This is a genomic window from Halopseudomonas sp. L-58 (assembly GCF_056859475.1).
This window is the reverse complement of record NZ_JBSXON010000088.1, coordinates 1-4,771: the sequence shown is the minus strand read 5'-3', so window position 1 is coordinate 4,771 and position 4,771 is coordinate 1. Positions and strand designations below refer to the sequence as shown.

Below are 4,771 nucleotides of genomic sequence, written 5' to 3'. Positions count from 1 at the left end.
CTGAGAAAGGCTAACGCTCAAAACGCGGTATCGATTGACCCATCGTGACCGCTCAGAGTACAAAACACGTTCCAGCGTGAAGGCCGTGTGCAAATCGGTCACGATCCCCGGAATGACCGGTCACGTTCGCCGGAATACGCAACGAGATCGCCATTCTCAAACGGCACAAATTCGCCAAGCGCAGTGAGCAAATCAGCCCGGCGCAAGGCAGCTTGCTGGATGACTTGCTCAACACCGACCTTGAGGCTATCGAGGCAGAGCTGAACGCGCTCCGGCCTGAGCCTGCAGCAACCTCATCGCGCCAACAGCCCAAGCGCGCTCCGCTGCCACCCCAGTTCCCACGTACGGTCATCCGCCATGAACCGGAGAGCACACTGTGTGCCTGCGGGTGCCAACTTCAGCGCATCGGCGAAGATGTGAGCGAGAAGCTGGATTACACACCTGGCGTGTTCACCGTCGAGCAACATGTGCGTGGCAAATGGGCTTGCCGTCAGTGCGAAACACTGATCCAAGCGCCTGTACCGGCCCAGGTGATCGACAAAGGCATTCCCACCGCCGGCCTGTTGGCCCATGTGATGGTGGCCAAGTTCGCAGACCACTTGCCGCTGTATCGCCAGGAAAAGATCTTTGGTCGCGCAGGCTTGGTCATATCGCGTTCGACGCTGGCGCAGTGGGTAGGCCAAACCGGCGTGCAACTCCAGCCCTTGGTGGATGCATTGCGCGAGGCAGTGCTAGCTCAGGACGTTGTACACGCCGATGAAACACCGGTGCAGATGCTGGCACCCGGCGAGAAGAAAACACACCGGGCTTACGTCTGGGCCTACTGCACGACGCCGTTCTCGGCACTGAAGGCGGTAGTCTATGACTTCAGCCTCAGCCGTGCTGGCGAGCATGCGCGTAACTTCCTGGGCACCTGGAATGGCAAGCTGGTCTGCGATGACTTCGCAGGCTACAAGGCCGGCTTCGAGCAGGGCATCACCGAAATCGGCTGTATGGCGCATGCACGGCGCAAGTTCTTCGACCTGCACGTGGCGAACAAAAGCCAATTAGCAGAACAGGCGCTGCACTCAATCGGCGGGCTGTATGAAGTCGAACGGCAAGCCAAAGACCTGAGTGACGAGGACCGCTGGCGAATACGCCAGGAAAAGGCCAAGCCCCTAGCCGACACCTTGCATACCTGGATGCTGGCCCAGCACGAACTGGTGCCTGAAGGCTCGGCCATCGCCAAGGCACTGGACTACAGCCTCAAACGCTGGGTAGCGCTGACGCGCTACCTGGATGATGGTGCTGTGCCCATCGATAACAATGCGGTCGAGAACCAGATCAGGCCGTGGGCGCTTGGCAGATCAAACTGGCTCTTCGCTGGATCGTTGCGCAGCGGTAAACGCGCGGCTGCAATCATGAGCCTGATCCAGTCAGCTCGCATGAATGGCCATGATCCGTATGCCTACCTCAAGGACGTGCTAACGCGGTTGCCGACGCAGAAGGCTAGCGAGATTGAGCAACTACTGCCGCATCAGTGGATTCCGGGCTGATCGGCGCAAGGTGTATTCCCCGTACGCTTACACTTATTGCAAGCAGCAGAAGCATCTGTAGATGTCTGAATGCATTAGACGAGGCCTCAACGAGTCGCTTTCTATGCCTTGCCAAATATTCTAGAAAAGATGGAATACTTTGCTTCACGCCAAGTTTCGGTCAAATCGCCATTGAGCTCTAGGGCTTCAAAAATCTCCCTGACCTGATCGTTGGAGATCACTTTTGCTGTTAGCATTTTTTTCAGCAGCTCATAACCATGCCAAACCACAATGCCAAAATCTTTGGCCAACTGATGCATCCCCAGGTCATCGGTAACCACAATGGCATTTCTGATTTGGCCGAAGGCCAACACGCGACAGTCTGTGGTAGACGGTGGAGACCTCTTTCGCGTGGTGTAGAGAACAGGGTTAGTCAAGACCCAACCGTGCAACACGCTTTGCGCTGCATCCAGCTGAACCCTCTCTTCTACCTTTAGGCGTACCTGCTTCGCACCCCGCTCAGCGGCAACCTCCTCGCTGTCAAACCAGGGGTACTTAAACCTCAGCGCACCATTGCGATGCACTTCCGTCTCAACATCTTTCAGAATGGTCAGCACATAGTTTTTTTGACCAAATGCGACGCCAAGAATTGGCCTTACACGCTTAGCAAAACGGAGATAGGCATTAGTATCCAGCAATACCAGCGTCTGCGCACACCTCAACTCATCAGTTCCTCATGGATCCCCACCGCATCCACAAGGGAAATGTCCATAATTTGCTGAATATACGAAGCACCTGTGCCGTGTTCACGGATCATGCACTTCAACGCATGGAAAAACGCCGACTGGAAGACATTCTCTGCGGCTGCCATGTACTGCGCTGGCCTGGGCGGAGCAGGATCAAACAAGATCGAGCTCACCAATTGCGGGGCTGAACTGTTCCGCACCTTGTGAATAGTCTCTTCTGCCGTACGAAGAGACGGGAGTTGGTGCTCCCGTGCGTACACTTGCACCTGCTGATACACCGTATTCAGCGAGATCTGATGCTCCGCGGAGTAGCGTTGGAGGACAGCAATCTCCCCAGTAGTGCCTAGTGCCCCCACCGCTTCGGCATACGCCTGTTCAGCACAGGCCCCAGGAAACAGTACGGTGCCTGCAAAAGCATCCGCAAAGTCTTCCCCTTCATCGCTACCGGCCAGCTCTGGGGTATAGACATGCGCCAACTCATGGGCCATCCAAAACTTGAAGTCTTCCAACTTCGTGTCCAAGTTCACAAACACAAACGTCACTTTAGAAGACGGCAGCAAAATATGCAGCGCATTCTTGTGTTGCTGCTTTTGCCCCCAGAGAACTGGTACAAGCACAGCACCACACGACTTGAATTCGCCAATCAATGCTTGGTAACGGAGGACGCTACGCTCGCACATACCTAACTTACTACGTACCTGTAAGGCATCGCTTTGCAGCCGCGCATAAGACGTAGACGGGGAGGTGATCTGGGTACGTAAAGTGGGCAGTGGCAGAAAATCCACCAGAGGCTTGAGCAAGCCACCGATACCGATGGCTTTTGCAATGTGCGAATCCGTGGTCTTGGTGCCGGCTCGCTTGCGGAAAGCCACGACGGGCTGATCCTTCGGCGGCTCTACCAGTTGAGCAAAGGACAGGTGCAGGGTTGTAGCCAGCTTGAGCAGCTTGTCAGGACGCGGGAAGTCCTTACCGTTGAACCAGTTGGTCACGGACTGCGCCGAAACTCCCAACTGTTCTGCTAGGTACTTTTGTGTCCATCCGCGCTCGGCCAGAGCCGTACGGAGCGACTCTACATGAAGGGTATTTTGCATAGCGACCCAGTGTAGTGCCCAGCTCAAAAAAATCAAGTTTTATCAAGTTTGGTGCGCTGAATACGCCCCCAAGAACAGCTTGCTTCAGCCTGAAATGTTCTTTCACCCTGTATTCCTGTCTAACCATCAGCGCGCAAACTGAACGTCCTTGGCATAGTTTCATAGAGCTCCCTATGGACGATGGCGCCTTCCAAGACTTGTATCCCGGCAAGACAACCCGATCAGCGCCTCCTCTTAGGCTTGCCTTTTGCTCTCCTCTGCTGGCTCTCATAAGCCCTGCGCATTGCGCGATTCATAAATACTGGCTGCCCCAGATCCGCTGACATAGTAGAGAACGTGGCTTGCGGATACTCAAACGCCTGGAATGGCTTCTCCACTATGGATACGTCTTGAAAAATACCCAGCTCATTACATGTATCTCTAAGCTCTTGTTCTTCCTCTGGCCCCAGAGGCTGGTCTAGCGAAATGAACAAAAAATCCTGCGAAGATACTTTTTCCATCAACGGCTCTGAAGCGATACCTACAACCTCAAGAGTTTCGGGGAACTTAAGCTTTAATCCATTGCAGTAGGCCATCAGCAAACTCACACGAACAGCGCGATAGTCCTGATAATCGACTGTGGCTACCCTGGGAACGGTCAGAAAGACGTACTGGCGATGGGGGTGAGCAGCACTGTGCATTATCCTCGCAAATTTATGACCTGGCTTAGACCGACTCAATGCATACCTGAACGCCTCTGCAAGAATGCGCCTAGAAAAACGTGTCTCACCAGCTAGCGCCCGCACCACATGCTCGTGGTCATCAGTTGAAGCGCTCTCGGAGAATGGGGAACCCGCCTGCCCAGACCGAATAAACCTACTCTGATATTCAATAAGCGCGTCCCACATGTAGCTCCCTGCATCCGCCTGAAAACGAGCAGCGCGTTGCTGGCTTGCATGATAGTACTCCCAGTCACCCTCCACCATGGCTACGTAGTTAACGCCATCAGGAACTTCGGGTAGAACGTGCCGCCCCTCGTCAAAGCTCATTTGGTAACGCGCAATCAGCTGTTCTTCTCCCGCTACCGTAACCAGATGAACAGAGGTTAGAAAACGCTCCTTGGCATCAAAATAGGCAACTAAGTCGGGAACGGTGTCGAGCTCATCCAAGAGTATATCTAGAGTCATTTCATCCAAGATATGGACGAAGCGCTTCTTACCGGCAGGCCAACCAATACGGAACGGCTCCTGCAAATGAGCACGCCCCTCAAGGCTGGTATCGATCATCAGGCTGCCAGAACTTTGAACCGCCCCGGGTTTCGCGGAGGCTTCAACTCCTGAGAAGATGAAGCCATGAACAAGACAAACAAGTTTTCCCCTGAAGTCCGTGAACGAGCCGTGCGGATGGTGCAAGAGCATCGCGGCGACTATCCCTCGCTGTG

General features: G+C 54.4%; 3 protein-coding genes and 1 pseudogene. 1 reads left to right on the top strand and 3 read right to left on the bottom strand.

The window, feature by feature from the left end:
- Positions 1 to 134: 134 nt before the first annotated feature.
- Positions 135 to 1,535 (top strand): annotated as a pseudogene (tnpC, locus tag AC13EY_RS18670) (IS66 family transposase); the annotation flags it as partial.
- Positions 1,536 to 1,636: 101 nt separating this feature from the next.
- On the opposite strand, the gene AC13EY_RS18665 reads toward tnpC, so the two are convergent.
- From AC13EY_RS18665 to AC13EY_RS18655, 3 genes are all read right to left on the bottom strand, one after another.
- A complete protein-coding gene (locus AC13EY_RS18665) occupies positions 1,637 to 2,212 on the bottom strand; it encodes a hypothetical protein (RefSeq protein ID WP_482877286.1) in 576 nt (191 codons plus the stop codon).
- A 20-nt stretch (positions 2,213 to 2,232) separates the two neighbouring features.
- Complete coding sequence (locus tag AC13EY_RS18660) at positions 2,233 to 3,351, bottom strand: ImmA/IrrE family metallo-endopeptidase (RefSeq protein WP_482877284.1); 1,119 nt, start codon at positions 3,349 to 3,351, stop codon at positions 2,233 to 2,235.
- Positions 3,352 to 3,572: 221 nt separating this feature from the next.
- A partial coding sequence (locus tag AC13EY_RS18655; RefSeq protein WP_482877282.1) for a hypothetical protein occupies positions 3,573 to 4,771 on the bottom strand: 1,199 nt, incomplete at its 5' end.

Coding starts and splice junctions, on each gene's coding strand:
- AC13EY_RS18660 (WP_482877284.1), bottom strand. CDS start 3,351: ATGCAAAATACCCTTCATGTAGAGTCGCTCCGTACGGCTCTGGCCGAG.